A 22,251-nucleotide genomic window follows, 5' to 3' on the forward strand; every position below is an offset into this window, starting at 1 on the left:
AGCGCGGCTGAAGGCTGCCCGTCGGGGCCGAGGACGACGTTCATGCAGTAGTGCACCGATCAGCTCGGCAGGACCGGGGCGATCGTCTTCGTCCGCGCACCCTCGTACGCGGCCAGCAGGATGCCGAGGACCGCGATCCCTTCCTCCTCGGTGTGCAGGGGACGGGTCTTGTTCAGCAGCGAGTCGGCGAAGTGGCCGATCTCGGCGACGAAGCCGTCGACGGGCTCCAGTTCGATGGTCTTCACCTCGCCCGACCGCGGGCGGATCGTCAGGGTGTTGCCGTCGCTGTGCAGGGCGCCTTCGGAGCCGACCGCCGAGAAGCGTTCGGTCGATGCCGCCGGCTGGTAGGCCCAGCTTGTGACCAGCTGGCCGACGACGCCGTTGTCGAAGCGGACCAGGACCTGCGCCGAGTCCTCGCCTTCCATGAACTTCAGCCGGTGCGTGGAGAGCATCGCCGTCGCCTCGACCGGCTTGCCGCCCGCGAGGTGCAGCAGCAGGTACGTCGGGTGGTAGCCGGTGTCGATCAGTTCGCCGCCGCCGCTGGTCGCCGCGCTGGCTCGCCAGCCCATCGAGGACGGATCGAAGTCGTTGTAGAAGCTGTCGGTCGTCCGGACCTCGAAGACCGTCCCGATCGTGCCGGCCTCCAGGAGTTCCTTGGCCTTGGCAACGGCCGGCAGGAACAGCTGGTTGTGCGCGCACATCAGGGTGACACCGGCGGCCGACACCGCCGCGCGGACGTCCGCAGCTTCCGCGGCCGTCAAGCACAGCGGCTTCTCGCACAGGATGTGCTTGCCGGCCTCGGCCGCGGCGACGATCGCGTCGCGGTGCAGGTGGTGCGGCAGGCAGATGTCGACGGCGTCGAGGTCCTCGCGCTCGAGCATCTCCCGGTAGTCCGCGTACGGCGTCGCGCCGAGCTCCTCGGCCCGCGCGGCCGCGGCCTGCTCGTTGACGTCGGCCACGGCGGTGATCCCGATCCGCGCCGCGTGCTCCTGGTACCCGCGGATGTGCGCGCCCGCGATCCCGCCGGCGCCGATCAGTCCGACCTTGAGCTCAGGCATTCGCGTCTCCTCCGTACTGCACGACGGTTCCGGTCTCGGCGGCTTCGTTGGCCGCGACAACCATTCGGGTCAGCTCGATCGCGCGAGAGATGTTGTCGTCGGCCCGTGTTCCGTTGCTGATGTGCTCGACCCACTGACCGAACGGGTCGATGCTGTGCTCCGGCACAGGTAGTTGCCTACCCTCCCCGTACGCCGGCCCGAAGACGTGCAGCGCGTTGCCGTCCTCGGAGTACGTCAGGCTGCCCGTGGTCCCGAACAGCTCGATCGTGAACGGGTTGCGGCTCGCGAAGCCGGCCTCGATGACGCCGATCCGCTGGTCGGCGTACCCGACCGTGACGACGGCGTTGTCCTCCAGCCCGAGCCCGGCCACCGACCGGTACACCGCGCTCACGGTCTCCGGGTGCGCGCCGAGGAACAGCTGCGTCAGGTAGACCGGGTGGCAGCCGAGGTCGGTGAGCGCTCCCCCGATCGCGGTCTTCGGGTCGAAGAACCGCTCGGGCAGCCAGCCGCCCTTGCCGCCATCGGAGACCGCACCGTCGTGCGACAGCCGGACCCGACCGTACGTGATCGTGCCGAGGTCACCGCTGTCGATCACCTCGCGGATCGCCTGCGTGTAGCCGTGTGCGAGCCGCGGCAGCGAGACCACCAGCTTGACGCCGTTCGCGTCGGCCGCGGCGACGATCTCCTCGGCCTCGGCGACGGTCGGCGCGAGCACCTTCTCGGTGAAGATGTGCTTGCCGGCGTTCGCGACCTTCACCATCAGGTCGCGGTGCACGTCGGTCGACGTGGTCACCGTGACGCCGTCGAGGTCGTCGCGGGCCAGCAGCGCGTCCAGGTCGTCGGTGTACGGCACCCCGAACTGCTCGGCGCCGGCCCGGCCGCGCGTGGGGTCGTCGTCCCACACCGCGACCAGCTCGGTCCCCGGATGCTCCTGCGCCTGCCGGGAGTAGTCCCCCGCGTGCACGTGCCAGAATCCCAGGGCCGCGATCTTGAGCGGTTTCGACACCATCTTCTCCTCGCACCGGTCGGTCAGTGGAAAACGATCTCCGACCTACCTAACCAAGGCCGGCGCCCGCTCGCGGGCTCTGTCGGCGGTTCGTCTCACGATCCGGCCGGGAAATTTGGAAACGATTCAAATCCGAGCTGACAAAGCCCGGCTATGCGTCGTACTCGACGATCGGCCGGACCTCCACCGCGCCGTACCGGGCGGTCGGAATCATCGCCGCCCAGACCTCCGCGGCCTCGGCATCGGCAACGTTCACGATGTAGTACCCGGCCAGTACCGGCGAGCCGGTCGCGCCACCCTTCTCACTCGACGTCACGCCGCCGCGAACCCGCACGGTCCGCGCTCGCGAGACCGCGTGAAAACTCGCCTCGTGCACGAACACCCCGGCCTTCCGGACCGCGGCGTCGAAGGCCAGCCAGTCGAGCAGTTCCTCCTTCGTCGGGCCGGCGACGGCGGGGTCGTAGTAGTACAGCAACACGAACTGCATGAGGGTCCTCTCGAACGGGCCGATGGCAACGACCAGTCAACCGGACAGCGGTTGCTGCGGCACAACCCCTTGACAGCTCGTGGTCGGTTGACAACGATGTGTCACGTCACCGCCCATGACAAGGTTGTCAGCGCCGCCTGCCAGGCCGACGACCCGCTCCGCCCCCGGTGTGCTCATGGGCGATTCCGTGCCAGTGAGGAAGGAAACCCCCATGAGAAATCTCCAGCGCGTGACGGTGCTGTTCGCGGCAGTGGCGGCCACCGTACTCGGATCGGTCCCGGCCGCCTCGGCGTACGACCTGCCCGAGGCCGCGAGTCAGACCATGTCGACGACCGCCCAGACCATGACGCTCGCGGCCGACGACGAGCACGGCACCGACGCCCACGGCGTCCAGCTGGTGCCGGGCAAGGCCGCCGCGCCGATGCCGGCCAAGATGCTCGGCTGGGACGTCCCGAGCGCCCGCTCGTACACGATCACCGCGTCCTGCGCGCCGTACGCGAACCAGATCCGCCAGGGTGCGGCCGCCTGGAACGGCCTGACCGAGGGTGGCGGCACGCCCGTCTCCTGCCAGGACGGCTACATCACCGACTGCGGCGCCGGCACCGTCATCGGCTGCAACTACGGCGCCGGCCAGCGGATCACGCTGGTCGCCAGCGCGGTCGGCGACGTCCCTCTGCTCGCGGCGCACGAGTTCGGCCACGACTGGTACGGGCACTCCGGCACCGGCTGCGCCAACTGGAACAGCCCCGCCGACGTGATGCGAACGTCCATCTGCGGCTGACCCAAGACCTGCGGTATCCGTCGGGCGCAGGGTCCCGACGGATACCGCAGCCTCACGGAGTACAGGTCCGGTACGGCGGCCTCAGCCCGTCTGGTCGGGCGGCGTGGTGTCCACGTGCCGCGACTTCGTCCGCTCGTCGGTGTGCGCGGCCGTCTCACCGGTGGTCTCACCCTTGGCCGACTTCGCCGCCGCCGTGGCGCCGAGTCCGGCGCCGAACAGCGCCCAGAGCACACCGCCGATCGCGAGCAGCGCGATCAGCAGCACCGGGATCCACAGAACTGCACCCATCATTCGCCTCCTGACTCGAAGACCGGCCCGGTACCCGGTCGGCGGGAGCGCAGACGGGGGCCGTTCAGCACTGATGTTGCAGCATCTGCCCGATCCCCGTTACAGGTTGTCCACAACCATCCACAGATTGTGCATCGAGCCTCCCGGGGCCTGTGGACAGAGCAACGGACCGGCCTCGGTGACCGGCCGGACAGATAACCTCTCCGTACCGGTGACACAGACCGGGGGCGGGGAACTACTATTGACGGTGTGGGCTTGACGCCCCCGCACCGCTGATCCCGCCGCGACCACTTCGCCCGGGGCTGGAACTCACGGCCATCCACCCGTCGTCCCGCACGACAGCCAGTTCCGCCGGAGGGTCCTCGGCCGCTCGACGAGTCGATGAACCGTGCTCGCACGCCGGTTCACCGGACCGCCGGCGGCGTACGGCGTCGCTGTTGTGCCGCGGCACCGTGCCGCGGTGGCTCTGAGGAGGATTCTTGGCCAACCGAGGTCGTCGCCAGCCCGGCACCGACGCACCCAGCACCGACCGCGGCGCGTCCGCCGGAGACCCGCGCGGCAGCGCCGGTACGGCGAGCACCCGCGGCGGGTCGAGCACCGGCTCGCGGAACTCCTCCGGTCGCAGCTCCTCGCGCGCTTCGGCCGACGCGGGGTCGCGCGGTGGGTCCGGGGACTCCCGGAGCGGATCCGGCTCGCGCAGCGCCTCGGGTGGTGGCTCACGTGCCTCGGCCGCCGCGGGGTCGCGCGGCGGAGGCGGCGGTTCGCGCAGCGGGTCCGGCGGTGGCCGCGGCGGGTCCTCGCGCTCCGGCGGCTCGGGCGGCTCGTCCCGTGGCAGCTCCGGCGGCTCGTCCCGCGGTGGCGCTTCGCGCGGCGGATCGGGCGGCGGCGGGACGCGGCGCAAGCGGCGTACCGACGACGCGGACGGACTGATCCCGGTCCTCGCGCGCGCCGTCCGCGAGGTCGAAGCAGCCGTCGAGCGGGGTGCGATCGCGCCCTCGATCCGGACCAAGTTCCAGGTGATCGGCCTGCTCGTGCGCCAGGAGCGCGCCCAGGTGAACGGCGACGCGACCGCGACCGACGCGTACCGCGCGGAGCAGCTCCGCCGGCTCGACGGGGTCGCGACCATCCTCGCCAAGACCGCCGCCCGCGAGCCCTCGCTGCTCGCTCTGCTCGCCGAGGACGCGGTGATGTCCGAAGCCGCCGTCGCGCTGCAGCGCGAGATGCTGCTCGCGGCCGGTCTCGAAGCGCCGGTGGAAAAGCCCAAGCCGGTCGAGCCGCCCACCGAGACCGCTCCCCCGCCGCGGCAGGTCGTGCCGCAGTCGGTCGTCTCACGGCAGCTCGCGAACCCGTTCCTCGCGCCCGACTTCTCGGCCGCGCCGCAGAAGGAGGCCAAGCCGCGCCGCCTGGCCGGGTGGGAACTGATCGGTCCCCTGCTCCGCTCCTTCGAGCAGGCCGGCGCCTCGGCGAGCATGTCGCTCCCCGACCCGGCCTCGCTCCAGGCCGCGGGCGGCCGCGAGCTGATGCTGCACCAGGCCCAGCTGATCGCCTCGGCGTCCGACGGCCACCGCACGTTCCTGCTCGCCGACGAGCCCGGCCTCGGCAAGACCGCCCAGGCCCTGCTCGCCGCCCAGGCGGCGAACGCGTACCCGCTGCTGGTCGTCGTACCGAACGTCGTCAAGACGAACTGGGCCCGCGAGGCCGATCTGTGGACGCCGAAGCGCAAGGCGACCGTGATCCAGGGCGACGGCGACTCGATCGACGGCTTCGCCGACATCGTGGTGGTGAACTACGAGGTCCTCGACCGGCATGTCGGCTGGCTGGTCGACTTCGGCTTCCGCGGCATGGTCGTCGACGAGGCGCACTTCATCAAGAACAAGAAGTCGCACCGCTCCCGCAACGTGCTGCACCTGTCCGAGCGGATCCGCTCCCGGACGGCGCGGCCGTTGCTGATGGCACTGACCGGTACGCCGCTGATCAACGACATCGAGGACTTCACCGCGATCTGGCAGTACCTGGGCTGGATCGAGGAGCGCTCCCCGGGCGCCGTCCTGATGGAGAAGCTCGAGGAGACCGACCTGACGCCGGCCGACCCGGCCTTCTACCCGGCGGCCCGGACCAGCGTGATCGACATGGGCATCGTGCGCCGCCGCAAGGTCGACGTCGCGGCCGACATCCCCGCCCGCCGGATCGCGAACCTGCCGGTCGAGCTCGACGGTTCGGTCGGCCGCTCGATCCGCGAGGCCGAGCGCGAGCTCGCCGCGCGGCTGGTCTCCCGGTACCACGCGGCGCTCGAGCTGCGCACCTCCGGAGTCGTTGTCGACGGCATCGACCACACCCTGGTCCGCCAGGTCGCCGAGTGGGAGCGCACCGAGACCTCGACGGCCAAGACCGGCGAGAACGTCTTCACGCTCGTACGCCGGATCGGCAAGGCCAAGGCGACGCTAGCCGCCGACTACGCGGCCCAGCTGGCGCACAACGTCGGCAAGGTCGTGTACTTCGCCCGCCACATCGAGGCGATGGACACCGCCGAGCAGCTGTTCGCCGACCGCGGCATCAGCTACGCCTCGATCCGCGGCGACCAGTCCCCGACCACGCGGCAGAAGAACATCGACGCGTTCGTCAACGACCCGGACGTCTCGATCGTCGTCTGCTCGCTGCTGACCGCGGGCGTCGGGCTGAACCTCCAGGTCGCGTCGAACGTCGTACTGGCCGAGCTGTCCTGGACGAACGCCGAGCAGACCCAGGCGATCGACCGGGTGCACCGGATCGGCCAGCAGGAGCCCGTCACGGCCTGGCGCGTGATCGCGGCCCAGACCATCGACACCCGGATCGCCGACCTGATCGACAGCAAGGCCGGGCTGGCCGCCGTCGCGCTGGACGGTGCCGACCCCGAGGACCAGGCGACCATCGACATCCAGGTCGAGGCCCTCGCGACACTGCTGACGAACGCGCTCGAAGCCGGATAAATCCGGTTCGACCACCACGCCGCCGTCCTGCTACCCCGACGCCGGGCTCCTGCTTTACCAAAGCGGGCGGCCCGGCGTCAACGGCGGACGTCACAGCCGATTAGTCGAATATTATATGGGCCGACGGCCCGTTAATTCCGGGACATACCAGAAGGCATTTCCCGGTGTAGACCAGTTGTCTTCCGAGCAGTGAATTCCGGCCCTGACCTGCGGATTTCCCGATGGTTGCCGCAGGCCCCTTTCCGGGAGCCCGCCGGGGCGGCAAGTCGTCCACATCTCAACCACCCGTTGGGTTCCAGAATTTCGAGACCTTTGAGTCCTTTCAACGGTTTACCCTCGTCGAGCACGGGTAGATCGGGAAGGTCGAAGCACCGGAGACGACTCGGGGACTGGAATTGGGAGGGCACCCTTGTCCACGGAACACCTGCCGGCACGCGCCGCCGGCGAGCGGGAACACGTGTGTCCCAGGAACGAAACGTTCGCTTTTCTCGACGAGTTGACGAATCGAGACAGATAGCGATCTCCGATGGATGCACAGGCCCTGCAACGCAGTTGGGACCAGGTCACCGAGCACGGCGAACAGGTCCCGTTGTACTTCTACTCACACCTGTTCGTGTCGTACCCCGAGGTGCGCTCGATGTTCCCGCTGTCGATGGCCAACCAGCGCGACAAGTTCGTCGGCGCCCTCGGCCGGATCGTCAGCCACGCCGACCAGATCGAGCACGACGCCGCCTTCCTGCAGCACCTCGGGCGCGACCACCGCAAGTACGCCGTACTGGCCGAGCACTACAACGCGGTCGGCGCCTCGCTGTGCGCGACGCTCGCCCACTTCCTGGGGCCGGAGTGGGACGAGGAGCTGGCCGCGCACTGGACGGCGGCGTACCAGGTGGTGGCGCGGATCATGGTCGAGGCGGCGGAGGACGCGTCGGAGTCCACGCCGGACTGGTGGGACGCCGACGTGATGTCGGCCGAGCGGCGCACGATGGACCTCACGCTGCTGACCGTGCGGCCGCGGCGGCCGTTCGCGTTCCGGCCCGGCCAGTCGATCTCGATGGAGATCCCGCAGCGCCCCCGGCAGTGGCGGTACTTCAGCCCGGCCAACGCGCCGCGAGCGGACGGCTCGATCGACCTGCACGTCCAGCAGATCGACGGCGGCCAGGTGAGTCCGAGCGTCGTGCGGTCGCTGAAGGCCGGCGACACCGTCAAGCTCGGAGCACCGGTCGGCGAACGGCTGACTCTGCGCGACACCTCGCCGCGGGAGCTGCTGCTGGTAGCCGGCGGGACCGGTCTGGCGCCGCTGCTCGCGCTGCTCGAACAGATCGACGGCGCGTGGCACCGGTCGGGCAGCGGTCCCTCGGTGCACCTGCTGCACGGCGTACGGATGCCTTGGCATCTGTACGACCGGCCGCGGCTGCGGCAGCTGGCCGAGACGCGGTCGTGGTTCGAGTACACCGAGGTCGTGTCCGACGACCCGTCGTACCCGGGAACGCGCGGAAAGGTCGGCACGGTCGCCGCTCGGCAGGTGCAGCCCGGCCGGACGGCGATGGTCTGCGGCGGGCCGCAGATGGTCGCGCACACGCTCGAACGGCTCGCCGCCGCCGGCCTGCCGCCCGAGCACATCAAGTACGAGCACTTCTACTACGCGGCCGCGGACGACCACACCGCCGGGCCACCGCTACTACGGCAGGAGACACCCAGTGAGGACCAGCAAGCACCGTCAGGGTTCGCCACGGCAGACGGCTCGGTCGATCCGGGACGAGACCTTCCCGAAGCGGATGCGTGGACTCGACGCCGGCGAGGTCTACGCCTACCTCGATCGGCTCGCTGACCAGCTGCAGGCGATGGACCACGAGCTGTCCGCGAGCCGCGCGAACGGCGAGCGCCTCCAGGCCGAGCTGCAGCGGGTGCAGGCCGAGCTCGACCAGTACGAGCAGGCGGGTGACCGCGTCAACGAGCAGGTCGTCCAGATGTTCAGCCAGGCCCAGCTGGTGGTCGAGGAGATGGTCAGTGACGTCAGCCGCGACGCGCGCGAGCGGATCGGCCAGGCCCGCGAGCACGAGCGCCGCATCGTCGCCGAGGCGATGAACACCGCCGGGCAGCAGGTCCGTTCGTACGCCGAGACCGCGCAGGCGCAGATGCAGTCGATCGTGAGCACGTTCGCCTCGGAGGTCGGGCACCTCGGCACCGTGACGCCGACCGAACCCGCGGCCGACGCGTTCTTCACCGACGACCCGCATCCCCGCTCCCGCAACGGTCACGCACCGGGCACTCCGGGATAGACCGTGGGACCCGCACAGCACCGCCCTGTTGTGATCGTCCTCGCCGCAACGGCCGCTGCCTTCACCGGCTGGACCGTGCCGACCAGCTTCCCGACGAGCGTCGTACTGATGCTGGTGCTGCTGTTCGCCGCCCTGCGGACCTGCGCGCCGCAGCTCGTCGGTGGCGAGCAGCTGCTGCAGATCGGCGACCGGCCGTGGCACAAGGCTCCCCGGGGCGGGCGGCGGGCGTCGCCTGGTCCGGGGAGGGTGCAGGCTCGACCGACGCACCCGCCGCCTCACGCCGTACGGCGACCCGAGGCCGAGCAGCCTCCATCGCCGGAAGCCGGTCCAGCGCGTTATCCGGCGAACGGCTCAGCCGCTCCGGCGGGCTGCCCGGCTCACGGCGTCTCGCCCCCTGCCCCGGTCGCGGCTCCGGCTTGGACCGGCCAAGACGCCGTACGCGCTGCTGCTGAGGAGTTCCTCGAGCTCTACGCCGCCGAGAACCCCCGCTCCGGCCGCATCGGCCCGCGTATCGCCGCCGTCCACCGCGAGATCGACCTCACCGGCACCTACTGGCACACCCCCGAGGAGCTCGCGTTCGGCGCACGAGTGGCCTGGCGCAACAACGCCCGCTGCATCGGCCGCCTCTACTGGCGCAGCCTCCAGGTCCGCGACCTGCGCACCGTCGGCGACGCTTCCGGCGTAGCAGGTCACTGCTTCGACCACCTCCGCGCCGCCCACAACGGCGGCAAGATCCGCCCGATGATCAGCATCTTCGCCCCCGAGACCCCGACCAGACCGGCGCCGAGGATCTGGAACGAACAACTCATCCGGTACGCCGGCTACGCCGAGCCCGACGGCCGCGTCCTCGGCGACCCGCGCTACCGCCCCTTCACCACCGAACTCATCCGCCGAGGCTGGCAACCTCCTACTCGCCGCAGCGCCTTCGACGTCCTCCCCCTGGTTGTCGAAACCGCCGACGAGGGCCCCCAGCTGTTCCAGCTCCCCCAACACTCGATCCACGAGGTCCCCCTCGAGCACCCCGACCTCCCCTGGTTCGCCGACCTGAACCTCCGCTGGCACGCCGTACCGGTGATCAGCAACAACCGCCTCGACATCGGCGGCATCTCCTACCCCGCCGCGCCCTTCAACGGCTGGTACATGGGCACCGAGATCGGCGCCCGCAACCTGGCCGACGAGGACCGCTACGCCCTCATCCCGGAGGTGGCCCAGCGCCTCGGCCTCGACACCTCCACCGAAGCCACCCTCTGGCGAGACCGAGCCCTGGTCGAGCTCAACCGCGCCGTCCTGCACTCCTTCAAGTCCCAGGGCGTCTCGATCACCGACCACCACACCGAGTCCCGCCGCTTCCTCGTCCACCTCGACCGCGAAGAACGCGCCGGCCGCCAGTGCCCCACCGATTGGTCCTGGATCGTCCCCCCGATGTCCGGCTCCCAGACCCCCGTCTTCCACCGCCTCTACACCGCCGACGAACAGTCCCCCAACTTCTTCACCGACCCCGAAACCACGTCCCGCGGCCTCCAGGGCACTCCCCCGGCTTTCCGCCTCTGACGCGTTGTGCAACGTCGGCCGCGAGAGTAAGAAGACGGTCATGGGACGACACATCATCTCGACCGCGAACGCGCCGAGTTCGCCGTACTACAGCCAGGGCGTCCGGGCCGGATCCCAGCTGCTCGTCTCGGGGACCACCGGTGTCGACCCGCAGACCGGCAAGTTCGCGGGAGACAGCATCGAGGCCCAGACCAGGCAGGCGCTGGAGAACTGCCGCGCGATTCTCCGGGCCGGCGGCGCCGAGCTCGACGACGTCGTCGAGGTCGGCATCCTGCTCACCGACCCCGCCGACTTCGCCGCTCTCAACGAGGAGTACGCCCGCTGGTTCCCGACCGATCCCCCGACCCGGTACGTCGCCAAGCTCGGCGTCGACGTACCCGGGCTGCTGGTCTCGATCCGCATGACCGCGTTCGTCGAGTAGCGGTCACGCCTGCTGGTGGGCGCGCACGGCCCCGCGGTTAGCCGTGGTCGTCGACGGCCAGGTCCAGGCGCTGCGCAGGATGAAGGCGAGCAGGATCAGCTCCAGCGCGACGCCGAGGCCGTAGAAGTACCGCCAGTCCTCGCCCACCAGATTGAAGGCCGTGACGGGGACGTAGAGCGTGGCCACGACGAGGTTCGTCGTACGGCTCGCCCTGGCGGGCAGCATCATCGACAGCGCGATCATCAGGGCCGGGACGGAGACGAGGGCCAGCGCCGAGGTCGAGAAGGTCTGGGACAGGTCGAACTCGAAGACCTTGCCGGCCAGGATGTCGCCGACGACGCCGGGGGTGAAGAAGTTGAGGATGTCGACGTAGGCGTAGAGGAACATGAAGCTCGTCCACGTCGCGGCGAGCTTGGCGCGGACCGGGATCGGCTGGTCTACCAGGGTTGTCATCGTGGGCTCCGATTGTCGTGGTGCGGATCAGTGGCTCCACGATGGCGTCGCCCAGCAGGTCGGCACCTCCGCCCAGAGGCTCGGTTTCGCCCGGCCGATGGCACGACCTGCCTCTAGTTCTTTCGGCTGGTACGTCGACGTCCGCCGGACCCTACTCTGGAGCCGTGGTCACTCTCTGGCACGAACCGCGGCCCGCCGACGCCCCACCCGTCGGCCGGCTCGACTGGCTGCTGGCCGGCGTGCTCGCGGTCGCCGTACTGGTCGAGGGCATCGCCCGCCCGAACCTCGCCTGGCGACCCTTGGTCACGCTGCTTGCCCTGGTGCTGATCCCTACGGTGTTGTTGCGACGGAGGCGCCCGCTGCCGGCCGCCCTGATCGGGTGGGGCGTCGCCGGGCTGCTGACCGTCCTCCAACTGACCGTCCACACCGGAAACCTCGGCCTCGACTCGATGATCGCCACCTTGATCCTGCTCTACTCCCTCGTGCGCTGGGGCTCGGGCCGAGAGATCGTCGTCGGTACGGCGTTCGTGACGGTCGTCGTCGTACTGGGCATGTACGCCGCCTCAACGGGCTGGGCCGACACCTTCGGCGGGGGCGTCCTGGTCCTGCTTTGCGCCGCCGTCGCGGTCGTGTTCCGCTACCGCGCAGACCTCTGGCACCGCCGGCAGCGCGAGATCCGCAACCAGGAACGGGTCGCGCTGGCGCGCGAGCTGCACGACACGGTGGCTCACCACGTCTCGGCCATCGCCGTACAGGCGCAGGCCGGCGGCGTGGTCGCCAGTCTCCAGCCCGAGAAGGCCGCCGAGGTCCTGGCCGCGATCGAGAACGAGGCAACGCAAACCCTGGCCGAGATGCGATCCATGGTCCGGGTGCTGCGCGACGACGAAGCCGTCGCCTACGCACCGCCGATGGGCGTCGCAGACCTGCCCGCGCTGGCGCGCCCTAGCGCAACACCCACCGTCGAGGTCTCCCTGGACGCCTCGGTGACCCGGCTGACCCGACCCGTCGACGCCGCGCTCTACCGCCTCGCCCAGGAGTCCCTGACCAACGCCGTACGGCACGCCCGGAACGCGACCCGCGTCGAGATCGCCGTACGCCGAAACGGCAACGCCATCAAGCTACGCGTCACCGACAACGGCCAAACCACCCCAGGCCCACCGTCGGCCCCCGGCTTCGGCCTCCAGGGCATGGCCGAACGCACCCAACTCCTCGGCGGATCGTTCTCCGCCGGCCCAGTCCCCAAGGGCGGCTGGGTGGTCGAAGCCGTGCTGCCCGTGGAGTCGCCGAGATGACCATCCGCGTCCTAGTCGCCGACGACCAGGATCTGGTCCGCACCGGCCTGGTCATGATCCTCAACGCCCAACCCGACCTCGAAGTCGTCGGCGAAGCACCAGACGGCCTCACAGCCCTAGACCTGGCCACCCGCCTACGCCCCGACGTCCTCCTCTGCGACATCCGCATGCCCGGCCTCGACGGCGTAGAGGTAACCCGCCGCCTAGCCGGCCCAGACGTCCAAGACCCACTGGCAGTCGTCGTCATCACCACCTTCGACCTCGACGAGTACGTCCTAGGCGCCCTCCGAGCCGGCGCCCGAGGCTTCCTCCTCAAAGACGCCGGCCCCCAACTCCTGGTCCAAGCCATCCACGCAGCCGCCAACGGCGACGCCCTCATCGCCCCCAACATCACCAGCCGCCTCCTGGCAACCTTCGCCGCCCAGTCCCCCGCCGTACCGATCCAACCCCTGGACCCCCTCACCGACCGCGAGGAAGAGGTCCTCGCCCTCGTCGCCCGAGGCCGAACCAACGCCGAAATAGCCACCGACCTCTACGTAGGCCTGAGCACAGTCAAGTCCCACGTAGCCGCCCTGATGACCAAACTCAACGCCCGAAACCGAGTAGAAATAGCCATCTGGGCCCACGACACCAAACGCGTCCGACCCAGCTAGTCGTCAAGGCTGTGGGCTCTGTGATGCCCGGCGCGTCTGGCAGTCTAGGCTCATGAAGGAGTCGCTGACAGTCTGGGATCGATTGCGGGACTACGCAGCGATCCAGCCTGGACCTTTCACGTCTCAAGAGGTCCTCTCGTGGTTTCACCGTCACGCGCCCTCGCAAGCCAGCGATCAAACAGTGCGAACGCATATCCGGGGTGCCTGCTGGAACGTTGTCAACCGTTCCCAGTTCTCAAAGAAGGAGCCGTTCCTCACCCGGCTCGATCGCGGACTCTTTCGGCGCGCCACCTCCGACGAAATCGCGGACTGGCGCAGCGGCCACAGCAGCGAAGTTCGCACCCAGCAACCTCCACTGAGGACGACACCACCGGCAGACGAGTGGCACACGGAAGCCAACATTCAATCCATGCTGGTCACTGCTCTCGCAACCGACGGCTGGCGCATTCTGTCCGTAGCCAACACTGCCTCGAAGGAGCGCGGGGTCGATGTGATCGCTTCTCGACACGGACAGACTGTAGGCATCGAAGTGAAGGGATACCCGAGCCGCGCGTACGCGGACCCCTCGCGCGCAGGCGAGAAGAAGCGCACTGCACCAAGCACCCAAGCTGGGCACTGGTATGCCCAAGCCGTGCTCGCCGCCATGCGACTGCGGGGTAAGGAGCCCTCTTGGCGCAGCGTGATTGCCCTCCCCGACTTCCCGCGATACCGGAACGTGCATTCCGAAACGACTGGGTCGCTGGATGCTGCGGGAATCGAGGTGTGGTGGGTCGACCGAACCGGCGCGCTCCACCGCCCGTAGTCCGACTCGCAGCGAAATCACGGACAACCGAGCGCCCAGCCGCACGTTCCTGCCGGCAGCAACCAGGCAACTCTCATTCTAATCTTTCTTTTCTGTTTTCTGTTCTTTTGTTGTTTCTCTGAGTCGCCTGTAGTTCTTCTACCTGATCCGCATTCCCGAGATTGCGCGAGAGATGACCAGCCGCTGGATCTCCGAGGTGCCCTCGAAGATCGTGTAGATCTTCGCGTCGCGGTGCATCCGCTCCACCGGGTACTCCCGCGTGTAGCCGTTGCCGCCGAGGATTTGGATGGCTTCTTCCGTGACCTTGACGGCGACCTCGCCGGCCTTGAGTTTGGCCATGGAGCCTTCGCCGTGGCGGTAGTCGGGGGTTTCGCCGCGCATCAGGGCCGAGGACATGTTGGCGGCTCGCCAGACCAGCAGGCGTGCGGCGTCGATTTCCAGTGCCATGTCGGCGAGTTTGAAGGCGATGCCCTGGTTGTCGATGATCGGGCGGCCGAACTGTTCGCGGGTCTTGGCGTAGTCGAGGGCGACCTCGTACGCCGCGCGGGCGATGCCGATGGCTTGGGCGCCGACGATGTGGCGGGTCATCTCGAAGGTGGCCATGGAGGCGTTGCGGGCGCCGCCGGAGGTGGCTTCGCGGGCCTTGGCCAGGCGGGTGTCGAGCTTCTCCTTGCCGCCTAGGACGTTGGCGGCGGGGATGCGGACGTTGTCGAAGAAGACGTCGGCGGTGTGGGAGGCGCGGAGGCCGTGCTTCTTGAGTTTGGTGCCCTGCTCCAGGCCAACCACCTCAGACTTGGGTACGACGAAGGCTGCCTGCCCCTTGGTGCCCAGAGCAGGGTCGACGGTCGCGACGACGACGTGGACGTCGGCGATGCCGCCGTTGGTGGCCCAGGCCTTCTGGCCGTTGATGACCCACTCGTCGGTCTTCTCGTCGTACGTCGCCCGCGTGCGGATCGCGGAGACGTCCGAGCCGGCGCCGGGCTCGGAGGAGCAGAACGCGGCGACCTGTACGTCGTCCGGCGTGCCGTAGCAGCGCGGGAGCCACTGGGCCCACTGCTCGGGGGTGCCGTTGGAGAAGATCGCGGACGAGGCCAGGCCGGTGCCGACCAGGGACATGCCGATGCCGGCGTCACCCCAGAACAGCTCCTCCTGGACCAGCGGCATCAGCAGGCCGGACGGGTCGATGAACAGGTTGATGCTCGCCTCGAGCCCGTACAGGCCGATCTTCGCGGCCTCCTGGATCACCGGCCACGGGGTTTCCTCGCGCTCGTCCCACTCCGAGGCGGCGGGGCGGATCACGTCGGCGGCGAAGGTGTGCGCCCAGTCGCGCAGCTCGCGCTGGTCGTCGTTGATGGCCAGCGAGAACGCGCTCCAGCCCGGTTTCGCCCGCTCGGCGCCGAGCTCGCCGGCGAGGGCCATCACGTCGGCGGAGACGGCGGGCTTCGGGTCGGTCATGGTCATCGAGTCCTCCGGGCGAGCAGGGCAGGGGAAGAACGCATTCGAGAGCAATGTTACCCGCGAGTGTAACCGGCGTTTGCACCGGGCGGCACCCCTGTGACTAAGATCGGTGCATGAGCTCCGCGTTGCTCGCGATCGGACGCCGCCGCACCACGGCGGAGCGCCGTCGCGACCGGGAGCGGGACATCATCCGCTGCACCCGCGAGCTGTTCGACGAGCGCGGCTCGATCGACGCCCAGATCGACGAGGTCGCCAAGCGGGTCGGCATCAACAAGGCCCTCATCTACCGGCACTTCGCGGGCAAGGAAGAGCTGTTCGCGCTCACCTTGATCGACTACCTGGGCGAGCTGGACGAGCGGCTCGAAGCAGTCGACAGCCCCCGCCGTACGCCGATGAACCGGCTCCGCGCCCTGAGCGAGGTGTTCGTCGACTTCTGCCTGGAGTACCCGGCCTTCGCCGACTGCGCGATGAGTCTGCTGCGGCGCACCGGGGACGAGCTGTTCGGCGAGATCACCGAGCCGGTGATGCTCAAGCTCGGTACGGCGATGGGCAGCGCGCTGCAGCGGATCTCGACCATCCTCGTGGCCGGCCAGCGGGCCGGCGTGTTCGACGACGTCGACGCCGACTACCTGGCCAACCACCTCTACACCCAGACGCTCGGCTCGCTGCACATGGCACGGATGGGCCTGATCGTGTCCGCGACGCAACCGGGACACCCGGTGGTGCACCAGGCCGATGTCGCGACCGTCCGGGAGACTGCCATCACGGCGACGCTGGCCACCGCGGTCGGTCGCCGGGCGCTCGGCAACATCCGGGCCTCAGGCAACAAGATCGCAGACGGCAAGGTAACCAGGAAACCCACCAAGGCGACCGCCGGCCGCAGCACAGGAGAAACCCCGTGACCGAACCCCGCAAGGTTGCCGTTGTCGCAGGCAACCGGATCCCGTTCGCCCGGCAGGACAAGAACTACCGGCACGCCTCCAACTCCGACATGCTCACCGCCGCGCTCAACGGCCTGGTCGACCGCACCGGCCTCGGCGGCGCCGAGCTCGGCGAGGTCGTCGCCGGTGCCGTCCTCAAGCACGCCCGGGACTGGAACATGGTCCGCGAGGTGGTGCTCGGGTCGAAGCTGGCCGCGACCACCCCGGCGTACGACCTGCAGCAGGCCTGCGGCACCGGGCTCGAGGCGGCGATCCTGGTCGGGAACAAGATCGCCCTCGGCCAGATCGACGCCGGGGTCGCGGGCGGTGTCGACACGGCCTCGGACGCGCCGATCGCGGTCAACGACAAGCTGCGCCAGATCCTGCTCGACCTCAACCGGGCCAGGAGCGCACCGGACCGGCTGAAGGTGCTCGCCCGGGTCCGCCCGAAGGACATCGTCCCGGAGATCCCGCGCAACGCCGAGCCGCGGACCCGCAAGTCGATGGGCGAGCACGCCGCGCTCACCGCGCTGGAGTGGGGTGTCACCCGCGAGGCGCAGGACGAGCTGGCCTACCGCTCGCACATCAACCTGGCGGCGTCGTACGACCGCGGATTTCACGACGACCTGATCACGCCGTACCTGGGCTTGGAGAAGGACCAGAACCTGCGCCCCGACACCACGCTCGAGAAGCTCGCCAAGCTCAAGACCGTGTACGGCAAGGGCGAGACCGCGACGATGACCGCGGGCAACTCGACCCCGCTCACCGACGGCGCGTCGGCCGTGCTGCTGTCAACCGACGAGTGGGCCGCTGAGCACGGCCTGCGCCCGCTCGCCTACCTGACCCACGCGCAGACCGCCGCCGTCGACTACGTGAAGGGCGCCGAGGGGTTGCTGATGGCCCCCGCGTACGCCGTACCGAAGATGCTCGCGCGGGCCGGCCTGACCCTGCAGGACTTCGACTACTACGAGATCCACGAGGCGTTCGCGTCCCAGGTGCTGTCGACGCTGAAGGCCTGGGAGGACCCGATCTTCTGCAAGGAACGGCTCGGCCTGGACGCGCCGCTCGGCGAGATCGACCGCGCCAAGCTGAACGTCAACGGCAGCTCGCTCGCCGCCGGCCACCCGTTCGCCGCGACCGGCGGGCGGATCGTGGCCGCGCTGGCCAAGCAGCTGGACGAGAACGGTGGCGGCCGTGGCCTGATTTCGATCTGCGCCGCCGGTGGCCAGGGCGTCGTCGCCATCCTCGAGAAGTAGTGGGAGCCTGACAGATGACGGATCGCTACCAGACCTTCACCCGGACGCCGCTCGGCCAGGCCCTGGTCAAGAACCTCGGCCTGCCCGACCCGACGCCGCTGCCGCGCTGGCGCGACGGCTCCAAGGTGATCGACGGCCCGGTCGTCTTCGGCTCGATCGGCGAGACCGACACCGGCAAGGCCATCCAGGCGCTGCTGCGCGACATCGGCGCGAGCTTCAGTACGGCGGCCGAAGGCGTCTCGTCGAGCGAGCTGCGCCCGAAGGCGCTCGTGTTCGACGCGACCGGCGCGGCCAGTACGGCGGAGCTCAGCTCGCTGCAGCGCTTCTTCTCCCCCGTGATCCGCCAGCTCGGCGCGGCCGGCCGCGTGATCGTCGTCGGCCGCACGCCGGAGCTCGCCGCGACGCCGGAGCAGCAGATCGCGCAGCGCGCGCTCGAGGGCTTCACCCGCTCGCTCGGCAAGGAGGTCAAGCGCGGCGCCACCGTCAACCTCGTGTACGTCGCCCCCGACGCGCACGACCAGCTCGAGTCGACGCTGCGCTTCTTCCTGTCCCCCAAGTCGGCGTACGTCGACGGCCAGGTCGCCCGGATCAGCACCGGCCCGCTGGTCGCTAACGACCCGGCCCGGCCGCTGGCCGGCAAGGTCGCGCTGGTCACCGGCGCCGCCCGCGGGATCGGTGCCGCGATCGCTGACACGCTGGCCCGCGACGGCGCGACCGTGATCGGCGTCGACGTACCGCAGAACGCCAACGACCTGCGCAAGGTGATCTCGGCGATCGGTGGCAGCGAGCTGCTGCTCGACGTCACCGCGATCGACGCACCGCAGCGGATCGCGGCGTACGCCGAGGAGCACCACGGCGGGCTCGACATCGTCGTCCACAACGCGGGCATCACCCGCGACAAGCGGCTCGCGAACATGCGCACCGACACCTGGGAGGCGGTGCTCGACGTCAACCTGCGGGCGCCCGAGCGGATCACCGCGCACCTGCTCGAGTCCGGTGCGCTGCACGACGGCGGCTCGGTGATCGGTGTCTCCTCGATCGCCGGCATCGCGGGCAACAACGGCCAGACCAACTACGCGACCTCCAAGGCCGGCGTGATCGGGCTGGTCCAGGCGTACGCGCCGAAGCTCGCCGAGCGGCAGATCCGGATCAACGCGGTCGCGCCCGGGTTCATCGAGACCGAGATGACCGCGCGGGTACCGTTCGCGATCCGCGAGGTCGGCCGCCGGATCAACTCGCTGCAGCAGGGCGGGCAGCCGGTCGACGTCGCCGAGACGATCGCCTGGTTCGCCGACCCGGCCTCCGCGGGCGTCACTGGGAACGTCGTCCGGGTCTGCGGCCAGAGCATGCTGGGCGCCTGAGATGCCGACACGGCGGTACGACGACTCGCCGGGACTCGGCTCACTGTACGCGCGGACGGTGAAGGCCACGCTGCGGCGGGCGGAGTACGAGCCGGACGCCGACGGGCTGCGGCTGGAGCTGCCCGAGGTGGTGGTCGACCAGGACCACCTGGCGACGTACCGGGAAGTCACGGGATTCGGCGCTGCGCCGATCCTGCCGGTCACGTATCCGCATGTGCTCGCCTTTCCGCTCCACCTGGATCTAATGTCGGACCCGTCGTTCCCGTACAAGCCGATGGGGATCGTGCACCTGTCGAACACGATCACCCAGTACCGGCCGATCCCGCTGCACGCCGATCTCGCGATCACCGTGCACAGCGGGCCGGAGCGGGCGCACCCGAAGGGGACGGTGTTCGACGTCCTCAGCGAGGTGCGGGTGTTCGGTGAGCTGGTCTGGACCGACTCGACGACGCTGCTGAGTCGTTCGAGTGGCGATCCTTCGGCGCATGCTTCGCTGCTGGACGATCCCGGGCTGGACGGCGTCGCGTGGTGGGATCTGCGCGGGAATCTCGGGCGGCGCTACGCGGCGGCGTCCGGGGATCGGAACCCTATTCACCTGTTCAAGCTGTCGGCGCAGGCGTTCGGCTTTCCGCGGCAGATCGCCCACGGGATGTGGGCGAAGGCTGCCGCTCTGGCGTCCATCGAGCGGGGCGCCGGGTTGCCGGAGGCGTTCGAGGTGCGGGTGGACTTCCGCAAGCCACTGCTGCTGCCGTCGCGGGTGCAGTTCGGGTACGAGTCGCGGGATGCCGGGGTCGATTTCGCGCTGTACGACGAACGGCATGAGCTGACGCACTTGGTCGGGCGGCTCACCGAGCGGTGAGCCGGAAGCGGTTCAGGGTGGCGGTCAGCCAGATCCAGGCGATGATGATCGCCGCCCAGAACGCGAGCGTGGTGGTCTCACCGGCCGAGCCGGAGGCGATGCCGGCGAACGCGGCGAGGAAGAGCGTGCCGGTCGTGTAGGAGGCTGCCGCCCAGATGCGGTTGCTGGTACGCCGGAAGTGGTTCCCGACGACGACACAGCAGGCGATGAACGCGAGGAACCCGATCCCACCGGCGGCGAAGTGGGCTGCACCGTGCCACGACATCGTCGCGGTCTCGGGGACGCCGGTCGGGAATCCCAGCGCCGGGTCAGGAAGGAAGACCCCACCGGCGGCCGTCCCCAGCCCGAAGACGGTCAGCAGTCGCGCGGCGCGCTTGCTCACCACGCGTCCCAGCCCGATGGCGCCGAGAACCACCAGCAGGCCGGTGAGCACGAAGTTCGCGCTCTGGATCCAGCCGTGGTCGCCGAGCGTCAGCATGCTCCCCGCGTGGCGTCGTACGTCGAAGCCGTCGCGGGTGAACGCCTGAGTCAGCACCACCACGAGGTTGGACGGGCCGGCCAGAGCGCCCAGTCCTAACAACAGCCCGGCGCCCATGCGGCCGACCCGGCCGCCTGTGGCTGACGCCACACCGGCCGGAAAGCGAACGTGAGTGGAACCTGCAGACTGTGCCAACTGCTTGTTCCCGGCCGCTGCGGCATCAGCCACCGGCTGCGCTGTCGGCCGCATGGTCGCCGGGCTGTTGTTCGGGGTGGTATTCATGGTCCGGTCCTTCCGAGCGTTGGTCGATTACCAACGCGTCGGATGAAGGACCCGCAGATCGACACCGCTAGTTTTCGGGTCCCGGGACGGACAGCGGGTTGAAGCCGTACGGGAGCTCCAACCGATGGGCGGACATCAGCGTGGGATCAGCGAGCAGGTCTCGGGTTTTGCCGTCGGCGACGATGCGGCCGGTGTCCATCAGGAGGCTGCGTTCGCAGAGTTGGAGGGCGTAGGGGAGGTCGTGGGTGATCATCAGCAGGGTGACATCCAGGGCGGAGAGGATGTCGGCGAGCTCGCGGCGGCTGGCGGGGTCGAGGTTGCTGGAGGGTTCGTCCAACACAAGCACTTCAGGCCGCATCGCCAGGACTGTTGCGACGGCGACGCGCCGGCGCTGACCGTAGGAGAGGTGGTGAGGCGCAACATCGGCGTGGTCCTGCATGCCGACCTGGACGAGTGCTTCCTGGACGCGTTCGTCGAGGTCCGCGCCGCGGAGGCCGAGGTTGGCGGGGCCGAAGGCCACGTCGTCGCGGACCGTCGGCATGAAGAGCTGGTCGTCGGGGTCTTGGAAGACCAATCCGACCTTACGGCGTACTTCGGGCAGGTGCTCCCGGTGCAGATCGGTGCCGCCGATCTGGATGCGGCCGCTGCCGGTGCCGCCGGCGACCGAGCCGAGGATGCCGTTCAGGTGCAGCACGAGCGTGGTCTTCCCGGCGCCGTTCGGGCCGAGCAGGGCGACGCGTTCGCCGCGTTCGATGGTGAAGTCGACGCCGAACAACGCCTGCCGGCCGTCGGGGTAGGCGAACACCAGGCGCTCGACGTGGATCGAAGGGCTGCTCACAAGCCGACCACCCTAGCCGCCACCGCGACGGCGATCGCGGCCAGGGACACCGTGAGGCCGGTCAGCCACTGCCGCCGGTCGGCGCCGGTGACGGACAGCAGCGGCATCCGCCCGGTGTACCCGCGCGACTGCATCGCGAGGTGCACGCGCTCGCCGCGCTCGAAGCTCCGCACGAACAGCGCCCCCACTCCCCCGGCGACCGCCCGCAGATGGCCGGCCCGCCCACCGGCGTACCCCCGGGACTCGCGCGCGATCCGCATCCGGTGCAGGTCGTCCGACACGACGCTCAGGTAGCGAACCATGAACGACAAGATCGCCACCAGCGTCGAGGGCAACCGCAGCCGCTCCAACCCCGCGAGCAGGTCGCGCGGCCCGGTCGACGCCGACAGCACGATCGCCGCGACCACACCGAGCGTCCCCTTCGCGAGCACGTTCCACGCCCCGAGCACCCCGGCCGACGACAACGACACCCCCAGTACGTCGACCCGCGGCCCGGTCGCCACGAACGGCAGCAGCAGCGCGAACACGATGAACGGCGTCTCCACCGCCAGCCGCTTCAGGACCGTTGCGGCAGGCAACTGAGCGAGCACGACGCAGCCGACGATCAGTACGGCGTACACGCCGAACGCCCAGAACACCGCCGCCGGTGTCGACACCACCGCGAGCACGAACAGCAGCAGCCCGACGATCTTCACCTGCGCCGGGAGCCGGTGGATCAGGCTCCCGGTCGGGACCAGCAGCCCGTCGCCGCTCATCGACCGC

22 protein-coding genes are annotated in these 22,251 nt (G+C 69.6%); 13 read left to right on the top strand and 9 right to left on the bottom strand.

Annotation, left to right across the window (positions count from 1 at the left end; all coding sequences use genetic code 11):
* Positions 1 to 59 precede the first annotated feature (59 nt).
* The 3 genes from AB0M01_RS37635 to AB0M01_RS37645 form a co-directional block, all read right to left on the bottom strand.
* The gene (locus AB0M01_RS37635) at positions 60 to 1,058 is read right to left on the bottom strand and encodes a Gfo/Idh/MocA family oxidoreductase (protein ID WP_363677425.1); all 999 of its coding nucleotides are present in this window, start codon (positions 1,056 to 1,058) and stop codon (positions 60 to 62) included.
* Positions 1,051 to 2,064 (bottom strand): Gfo/Idh/MocA family oxidoreductase, encoded by a 1,014-nt coding sequence (locus AB0M01_RS37640; protein WP_363677426.1) that lies wholly within the window; start codon positions 2,062 to 2,064, stop codon positions 1,051 to 1,053. Before AB0M01_RS37640 ends, AB0M01_RS37635 begins: the two co-directional genes overlap by 8 nt.
* Before the next feature lie 151 nt (positions 2,065 to 2,215).
* Entirely contained in the window at positions 2,216 to 2,551 is a 336-nt protein-coding gene (locus AB0M01_RS37645; RefSeq protein WP_363677427.1) for a YciI family protein, read from the bottom strand.
* 211 nt (positions 2,552 to 2,762) lie between these two features.
* On the opposite strand from AB0M01_RS37645, the gene AB0M01_RS37650 reads away from it, so the two are divergent.
* Entirely contained in the window at positions 2,763 to 3,332 is a 570-nt protein-coding gene (locus AB0M01_RS37650; RefSeq protein WP_363677429.1) for a hypothetical protein, read from the top strand.
* A gap of 81 nt (positions 3,333 to 3,413) precedes the next feature.
* Here AB0M01_RS37650 and AB0M01_RS37655 read toward each other — a convergent pair whose 3' ends face one another.
* Complete coding sequence (locus tag AB0M01_RS37655; protein ID WP_363677430.1) at positions 3,414 to 3,620, bottom strand: hypothetical protein; 207 nt, start codon at positions 3,618 to 3,620, stop codon at positions 3,414 to 3,416.
* A 479-nt stretch (positions 3,621 to 4,099) separates the two neighbouring features.
* On the opposite strand from AB0M01_RS37655, the gene AB0M01_RS37660 reads away from it, so the two are divergent.
* The 5 genes from AB0M01_RS37660 to AB0M01_RS37680 all read left to right on the top strand — a co-directional run bounded on the left by AB0M01_RS37660 (position 4,100) and on the right by AB0M01_RS37680 (position 10,837).
* A complete protein-coding gene (locus AB0M01_RS37660; RefSeq protein WP_363677432.1) occupies positions 4,100 to 6,586 on the top strand; it encodes a DEAD/DEAH box helicase in 2,487 nt (828 codons plus the stop codon).
* A 526-nt stretch (positions 6,587 to 7,112) separates the two neighbouring features.
* The gene (locus tag AB0M01_RS37665) at positions 7,113 to 8,414 is read left to right on the top strand and encodes a globin domain-containing protein (protein ID WP_363677434.1); all 1,302 of its coding nucleotides are present in this window, start codon (positions 7,113 to 7,115) and stop codon (positions 8,412 to 8,414) included.
* On the top strand, positions 8,362 to 8,865 hold the full coding sequence (locus AB0M01_RS37670) for a DivIVA domain-containing protein (RefSeq protein WP_363677435.1): 504 nt from the start codon (positions 8,362 to 8,364) through the stop codon (positions 8,863 to 8,865). Before AB0M01_RS37665 ends, AB0M01_RS37670 begins: the two co-directional genes overlap by 53 nt.
* Positions 8,866 to 8,895: 30 nt before the next feature.
* A complete protein-coding gene (locus tag AB0M01_RS37675; protein ID WP_363677436.1) occupies positions 8,896 to 10,416 on the top strand; it encodes a nitric oxide synthase oxygenase in 1,521 nt (506 codons plus the stop codon).
* 40 nt (positions 10,417 to 10,456) lie between these two features.
* The gene (locus AB0M01_RS37680; protein ID WP_363677437.1) at positions 10,457 to 10,837 is read left to right on the top strand and encodes a Rid family hydrolase; all 381 of its coding nucleotides are present in this window, start codon (positions 10,457 to 10,459) and stop codon (positions 10,835 to 10,837) included.
* A 3-nt stretch (positions 10,838 to 10,840) separates the two neighbouring features.
* On the opposite strand, the gene AB0M01_RS37685 is transcribed toward AB0M01_RS37680, so the two are convergent.
* Positions 10,841 to 11,290 (bottom strand): DUF6326 family protein, encoded by a 450-nt coding sequence (locus tag AB0M01_RS37685; RefSeq protein WP_363677438.1) that lies wholly within the window; start codon positions 11,288 to 11,290, stop codon positions 10,841 to 10,843.
* Between the two features lie 164 nt (positions 11,291 to 11,454).
* Here AB0M01_RS37685 and AB0M01_RS37690 point away from each other — a divergent pair, with 164 nt between their 5' ends.
* From AB0M01_RS37690 to AB0M01_RS37700, 3 genes are read left to right on the top strand one after another with little or no spacing between them, the layout of a single operon-like run.
* Positions 11,455 to 12,582 (top strand): sensor histidine kinase, encoded by a 1,128-nt coding sequence (locus AB0M01_RS37690; RefSeq protein ID WP_363677439.1) that lies wholly within the window; start codon positions 11,455 to 11,457, stop codon positions 12,580 to 12,582.
* Positions 12,579 to 13,235: a response regulator transcription factor gene (locus AB0M01_RS37695; protein ID WP_363677440.1), complete on the top strand. Its 657-nt coding sequence runs from the start codon at positions 12,579 to 12,581 to the stop codon at positions 13,233 to 13,235. The genes AB0M01_RS37690 and AB0M01_RS37695 overlap by 4 nt, the downstream gene beginning before the upstream one ends.
* A 52-nt stretch (positions 13,236 to 13,287) precedes the next feature.
* Positions 13,288 to 14,037: a hypothetical protein gene (locus AB0M01_RS37700; RefSeq protein ID WP_363677442.1), complete on the top strand. Its 750-nt coding sequence runs from the start codon at positions 13,288 to 13,290 to the stop codon at positions 14,035 to 14,037.
* Between the two features lie 138 nt (positions 14,038 to 14,175).
* On the opposite strand, the gene AB0M01_RS37705 is transcribed toward AB0M01_RS37700, so the two are convergent.
* A complete protein-coding gene (locus AB0M01_RS37705) occupies positions 14,176 to 15,498 on the bottom strand; it encodes an acyl-CoA dehydrogenase family protein (RefSeq protein WP_363677443.1) in 1,323 nt (440 codons plus the stop codon).
* 110 nt (positions 15,499 to 15,608) lie between these two features.
* On the opposite strand from AB0M01_RS37705, the gene AB0M01_RS37710 reads away from it, so the two are divergent.
* Genes AB0M01_RS37710 through AB0M01_RS37725 form a run of 4 tightly spaced genes read left to right on the top strand, consistent with a single transcriptional unit; the run spans position 15,609 to position 19,891 of the window.
* Complete coding sequence (locus tag AB0M01_RS37710) at positions 15,609 to 16,397, top strand: TetR/AcrR family transcriptional regulator (protein WP_363677445.1); 789 nt, start codon at positions 15,609 to 15,611, stop codon at positions 16,395 to 16,397.
* Positions 16,394 to 17,671 carry an acetyl-CoA C-acetyltransferase gene (locus AB0M01_RS37715; protein ID WP_363677447.1) on the top strand — a complete coding sequence of 426 codons (1,278 nt, stop codon included), beginning with the start codon at positions 16,394 to 16,396 and terminating at the stop codon, positions 17,669 to 17,671. Before AB0M01_RS37710 ends, AB0M01_RS37715 begins: the two co-directional genes overlap by 4 nt.
* Before the next feature lie 14 nt (positions 17,672 to 17,685).
* Positions 17,686 to 19,032: a 3-oxoacyl-ACP reductase gene (locus AB0M01_RS37720; RefSeq protein ID WP_363677449.1), complete on the top strand. Its 1,347-nt coding sequence runs from the start codon at positions 17,686 to 17,688 to the stop codon at positions 19,030 to 19,032.
* A gap of 1 nt (position 19,033) precedes the next feature.
* Complete coding sequence (locus tag AB0M01_RS37725; RefSeq protein ID WP_363677451.1) at positions 19,034 to 19,891, top strand: MaoC/PaaZ C-terminal domain-containing protein; 858 nt, start codon at positions 19,034 to 19,036, stop codon at positions 19,889 to 19,891.
* Here the strand turns inward: AB0M01_RS37725 and AB0M01_RS37730 are convergent.
* The 3 genes from AB0M01_RS37730 to cbiQ form a co-directional block, all read right to left on the bottom strand.
* Positions 19,878 to 20,519 carry a DUF998 domain-containing protein gene (locus AB0M01_RS37730; RefSeq protein ID WP_363677452.1) on the bottom strand — a complete coding sequence of 214 codons (642 nt, stop codon included), beginning with the start codon at positions 20,517 to 20,519 and terminating at the stop codon, positions 19,878 to 19,880. The two genes, AB0M01_RS37725 and AB0M01_RS37730, sit on opposite strands and share 14 nt — an antisense overlap.
* 199 nt (positions 20,520 to 20,718) lie before the next feature.
* Positions 20,719 to 21,489, bottom strand: a complete 771-nt coding sequence (locus AB0M01_RS37735; RefSeq protein ID WP_363677453.1) for an ABC transporter ATP-binding protein — start codon at positions 21,487 to 21,489, stop codon at positions 20,719 to 20,721.
* On the bottom strand, positions 21,486 to 22,244 hold the full coding sequence (gene cbiQ, locus AB0M01_RS37740) for a cobalt ECF transporter T component CbiQ (RefSeq protein ID WP_363677454.1): 759 nt from the start codon (positions 22,242 to 22,244) through the stop codon (positions 21,486 to 21,488). The genes AB0M01_RS37735 and cbiQ overlap by 4 nt, the downstream gene beginning before the upstream one ends.
* Positions 22,245 to 22,251 lie beyond the last annotated feature (7 nt).

Source organism: Kribbella sp. NPDC051770, from assembly GCF_040681455.1.
Taxonomy (GTDB): Bacteria; Actinomycetota; Actinomycetes; order Propionibacteriales; family Kribbellaceae; genus Kribbella.